Below are 5301 nucleotides of genomic sequence, written 5' to 3' on the forward strand. Positions count from 1 at the left end.
CTGAGATTCTGATCCTTCAGATCCTGAGCCAGAATCACCGGCGGATAACTGGCCAGCCCTGATACCAGCTGCACATAGGCGTCCTTGTTGCTGTCCTGAGTCAGCCACTCGACCGCTTGCTGCTGCGCCTTGAGCAGTTTCGCAATGACCTCTGGATGGTCGTCGACAAACTTGCCATTACCCAGCAACACCGCCTGCACGCTGCCAGCGCCGCCAAGGTCCTTGGTGTTGAGCGGCAATTCCGCCAGGCCTTTGGCTTGCAAGGCACTCAGCGCGGAGCTGCCCCACGAGGCATCGATCTGCTTGGCCGCGAGTGCCGAAACCGCCGCGTTGAAATCCAGATTGATCACCTTCAGATCCTTCTCGCTCAGGCCCTGACTGGCGAGCGCCGCATCGAACGACAGCTGCGTCGCCGTCCCGCGAAAGATCGCCACGCGTTTGCCCTTGAGATCCTGCAGCGTCTTGATCCCCGAGCCGGGCACAACGCCGAGGTATTGCTTGACCCCGCGCGCCGTGGCGCTGAGCAGGCGCGTGTCCAGACCGTTGGACTTGCCGATGATCGCGGCGAGGTCGCCGAGATAGGCCAGATCGACCTGGCCATTGGCAAACGCCTCATTGATCACCGGCCCGGCGCCCTTGAAGAAACTCCACTGGATCTTGATGCCCTGCTCGGCGAAGGCCTTTTCAAAGATCTGCTGATCGCGCAGCACATCGACGATGCCGCCGCCGCTGTGTTGAGTGCCGGCGCTGAGGTCGGGCACGGCGATGCGGATTTCCTTGAGTTCTTCGGCTTGGGCGCCAAGCGCAAGAAAGCCTGCAAGTGCCGGGGCGGCCAGCAGGCTGATGATTCGTTTGAAGGGAAGGTTCATGGGTGCGGCTCCTTGATCGCTGAGGAGCCGAAAGTAGGCTGGATGCATACCTTCACTTAAATACTATAAATGCACATTTTTATATCCATATGACCTAAGCGAGGGCGTGTGCGGTTTGCAGCGCGATATGCATTAACAGCATCGAAAATATTCTTCGAATGCATTGGATGCGCGTAAGCAGGCAAGCCTTAAATGGATTCGCTTATCTCCCGATAGCATCTAACGCAACTCTGTTAGATCAGTTTCATATATGACGAAACCCAATGTGGGAGCGAGCCTGCTCGCGAAGAGGCCATGCCAGCCGCCATCAATGCTGCCTTAAACAGCCATTTCGCGAGCAGGCTCGCTCCCACATGAAAAGCGGTTCGCCATGCAACCCGACAACGGAGGTCACCCATGGCCCGTCAATCCCTGCTCAGCCTGCCGCTGGCCGCGCCGCCGCTGAAAAGCCGTCGCACCTGGCCTGGCCTGAACCAGCGTCTGTTGCCCTGGCTGTTGCCCGTCAGCCTGTTCGTCCTGTGGTGGCTGGCCGCGCGCAATCAGTGGATGAGCGAGCAGATCCTGCCGGCGCCATCGCTGGTGTGGAGCAGCGCTGTGGAACTGGCCCAAGGCGAGTTGTGGAGTCATTTGTGGATCAGCCTGCAACGGTTGTTCTGGGGCTTGTTGGCAGGCGTTTCGACCGGCGCGGTGCTTGGCGCCGCACTGGGTTTCAGTCGACGTCTGGAGCGCCTGGTTTTTCCGACATTCGCTGGGTTGGCGCAGGTGCCGACGCTGGCGTGGATTCCGCTGTTCATGGTGTTTTTTGGCATCGGCGAACTGCTGAAACTGGTGGTGCTGATCAAGGCCATTGTGGTGCCGGTGACCTTGCACACACTGGTTGGCGTACGCGATGCACAACCGAAACTGCGCGAAGCCGCCGCCGTGTTGCGCCTGCCGCCGCTTCTGCTGATTCGGCGTCTGGTGTTCCCAGCGGCGTTGCCGGCGTTCATGGCCGGCGTGCGCCTGGCACTCGCTGCCGGCTGGACCTCGTTGCTGGCGGTCGAGCTGCTGGCCTCCAGCGAAGGCATCGGCTATCTGATGGTCTGGGCGCGGCAGTTGTTCATGCTCGACATCGTGTTCGTGTGCATCGTGGTCATCGGTCTGATCGGCGTGGCGATGGATCGCGGCATCGGCCTGCTCGACCACAAACTGGTGCACTGGCCGCACCCGGCCACCGCGCACATCACACGCGGCCCGCGCTATCAGGGCTGGCAACGCCTGCAACCGTGGCTGTTGCCGCTGGGCTTGTTGGCGCTCTGGCAACACGCCAATGATCAGCACTGGGTCGACGCGAATATTCTGATCAGCCCTGCGGCTGTGCTGAGCACGACATGGGACGGACTGCTCGACGGTACGCTGGTCAACGGCATGGCGCTGAGCCTGAGCCGCACCCTGGGCGGCTTGCTGATCGGTGGCGGCCTCGGTTTCGCCCTGGGCTTGCTCCTCGGCCTGTCACGTCTCAGCGAACGCCTGCTCGGCCCGACACTCGCCGCACTGCGGCAGATCGCGATTTTCGCCTGGGTGCCACTGCTCACCGCGTGGTTCGGTCTCGGCGAACTGGCCAAGTGGGTGTTCGTCGCTCTCGCCGCCTTCTTCCCGCTGTTCATCGCCACCCAGCGCAGCGTCGCCAACCTCTCGCCGCAACTCAACGAAGCCGCGCAAGTGCTGCGCCTCGGCCTCGGCCAGCGCCTGCGTCGACTGGTCCTGCCCGGTGCTGCGCCGGGGATCTTCGCCGGGCTGCGATTGAGCCTGATCTACGCCTGGCTCGGCACCATCGGCGCTGAATATTTCATGCCGTCCAATGGCGGCATCGGCAGTCAGATGATCGGCGCGCAGCAGCTGCTGCGCATGGATCTGATCATGGCCGGCATGCTGCTGGTCGGCCTCACCGGCGCCCTGCTCAACCTGATCGGCCAACGCCTGGAAATTCGCGCGACCCGCTGGAGACACGCATGAACGCACCAATTGTCAGCTTCAACCACGTAGGCAAATCCTTCGCCGTCAACGGTTTCGAACTGGAGGCGATTCGCGAATTCAACCTGGACATTGCCGAGGGCGAATTCGTCGCCATCGTCGGCTCCAGCGGCTGCGGCAAATCCACATTGCTGCGTTTGCTGGTCGGCCTCGACACCGAGTTTCGCGGGCACATCAGTGTCGATGGCAAGGCCGTTAGCGGCATCGGCGGCGAGCGCGGCATCGTCTTTCAGGAACATCGTCTGTTCCCGTGGCTGACAGTCGCCGACAACATCGGCCTGGGCCTGGTCAATGAACCGCTGAGCGGGGCGCAGAAACAACAACGCATCAAAGACTTTATCGAGCTGGTCGGCCTCAGCGATTTCACCCAGGCCTATCCGCATCAACTTTCCGGCGGCATGGCGCAGCGCGTGGCGATTGCTCGCGGCCTCGTCGCCAGCCCGCGAATCCTGTTGCTCGACGAACCCTTCGGCGCCCTCGACGCACTGACCCGCCAGCAAATGCAGGACGAACTGCTGGCAATCCGCGAACGGGCACAGATCACCACGATTCTGGTGACCCACGATGTCGAGGAAGCGATTTTTCTGGCCGACCGCGTGGTGGTGATGGAGCCGCGTCCGGGGCGGATCAAGCAAGTGGTCGATATCGCCCTGCCGCACCCGCGCCAGCGCAGCAGTTACGACTTTCATCAGCTGCGCGAAGAACTGCTGCACGAGCTGACCAGTGATGACCATTACCAACCGAGCGCACCGGTGCAGATCCGCGATCTGCCGCTGACGTTCATTGCCTGCTGAACAGGAGTTTCGCGATGCCGCAACGTCCCAACTTTCTAGTGATTCTGGCCGACGACCTGGGCTTTTCCGACATCGGTGCGTTCGGCGGCGAAATCGCTACGCCGAACCTCGATACGCTGGCCGAGAACGGCCTGCGCCTGACCGATTTCCACACCGCACCGACCTGCTCGCCGACGCGCTCGATGCTGCTGACCGGCACCGATCACCACATCGCCGGTATTGGCACCATGGCCGAAGCGTTGACCCCGGAACTGATCGGCAAACCTGGCTACGAAGGCTACCTGAATGACCGCGTCGTCGCCCTGCCCGAGCTGCTGCGCGAGGCCGGCTATCAAACGTTGATGAGCGGCAAATGGCACTTGGGTCTGAAGGCTGAACTGGCGCCCCATGCGCGTGGTTTCGAGCGTTCGTTTTCACTGTTGCCGGGCGCTGCCAACCACTATGGTTTCGAGCCGACCTACGATGAGCAAACGCCGGGCCTGCTGAAATCCACCCCGGCGCTGTACATCGAGGACGATCAGTTTGTTGACGAGTTGCCGAAGGATTTCTATTCCTCCGATGCCTTCGGCGACAAGCTGCTGCAGTACCTCAAGGAGCGCGATCAGACCCGGCCGTTCTTCGCTTACCTGCCCTTCTCCGCGCCCCACTGGCCGTTGCAGGCACCGGCCGAGATCGTCGAGAAATACCGTGGCCGCTACGACGCTGGCCCGCAAGTGCTGCGCCTCGAACGCCTGGAAAAACTCAAGGCGCTGGGCCTGATCGACGCGGACGTCGAGCCGCACCCGCTGATTCAGCTCAGCGCGCAGTGGGACGCGTTGAGCGATGAGCAAAAGCAGATTTCCGCACGAGCCATGGAGGTCTACGCGGCGATGGTCGAGCGCATGGACTGGAACATCGGCCGGGTCGTCGATTACCTGCGCCAGCAAGGCCAGCTCGACAACACCTTCATCCTGTTCATGTCCGACAACGGTGCCGAAGGCGCGCTGCTGGAAGCGTTCCCCAAGTTCGGCCCGGAGCTGATGACCTACCTCAACCAGCATTACGACAACAGCCTCGACAACATCGGCCGGGCCAATTCCTACGTCTGGTACGGGCCGAACTGGGCGCAAGTGGCAACCGCGCCGTCACGCTTGTTCAAGGCTTTCACCACCGAGGGCGGGATCCGCGTGCCGGCGCTGCTGCACTATCCACAATTGCCGCTGAAAGGGCAGATCAGCCATGGTTTCGGCACGGTGATGGACATCACCCCGACTATTCTCGATCTGGCTGGCGTGCGGCATCCGGGCAAACAGTGGAAAGGCAAAGCCGTGGCGCCACTGCGCGGCAAGTCGTGGCTGGGCTTCCTGTCCGGCGAGACCGCGCAGGTGCATGACGAGCATGCGGTCACCGGTTGGGAATTGTTCGGACGTCGGGCGATTCGTCAGGGCTCATGGAAAGCCGTGTGGATTCCCGGACCGGTCGGGCCAGCGACCTGGCAGCTGTATGACTTGGCGAGCGATCCAGGTGAGATTCATGATCTGGCGTTGAGTCAGCCGCAGAAACTCACTGACTTGATCGGGCATTGGCAGCGGTATGTGGAAGAGACCGGGGTGATCCTCAGTGCTTCGCCGTTTCAGCCGGATTGA

General features: G+C 61.9%; 4 protein-coding genes. 3 read left to right on the top strand and 1 reads right to left on the bottom strand.

The window, feature by feature from the left end:
• A partial coding sequence (locus tag D6877_RS10065; protein ID WP_130910654.1) for an ABC transporter substrate-binding protein occupies nt 1-869 on the bottom strand: 869 nt, incomplete at its 3' end.
• Nucleotides 870-1265: 396 nt separating this feature from the next.
• Here D6877_RS10065 and D6877_RS10070 point away from each other — a divergent pair.
• From D6877_RS10070 to D6877_RS10080, 3 genes are read left to right on the top strand one after another with little or no spacing between them, the layout of a single operon-like run.
• A complete protein-coding gene (locus D6877_RS10070) occupies nt 1266-2864 on the top strand; it encodes an ABC transporter permease subunit (RefSeq protein WP_130910650.1) in 1599 nt (532 codons plus the stop codon).
• Entirely contained in the window at nt 2861-3676 is an 816-nt protein-coding gene (locus D6877_RS10075; protein ID WP_016772233.1) for an ABC transporter ATP-binding protein, read from the top strand. Before D6877_RS10070 ends, D6877_RS10075 begins: the two co-directional genes overlap by 4 nt.
• A 14-nt stretch (nt 3677-3690) precedes the next feature.
• Complete coding sequence (locus tag D6877_RS10080) at nt 3691-5301, top strand: arylsulfatase (RefSeq protein ID WP_130910651.1); 1611 nt, start codon at nt 3691-3693, stop codon at nt 5299-5301.

This window comes from Pseudomonas sp. Sample_9 (assembly GCF_004307535.1).
Taxonomy (GTDB): domain Bacteria; phylum Pseudomonadota; class Gammaproteobacteria; order Pseudomonadales; family Pseudomonadaceae; genus Aquipseudomonas; species Aquipseudomonas mercuritolerans.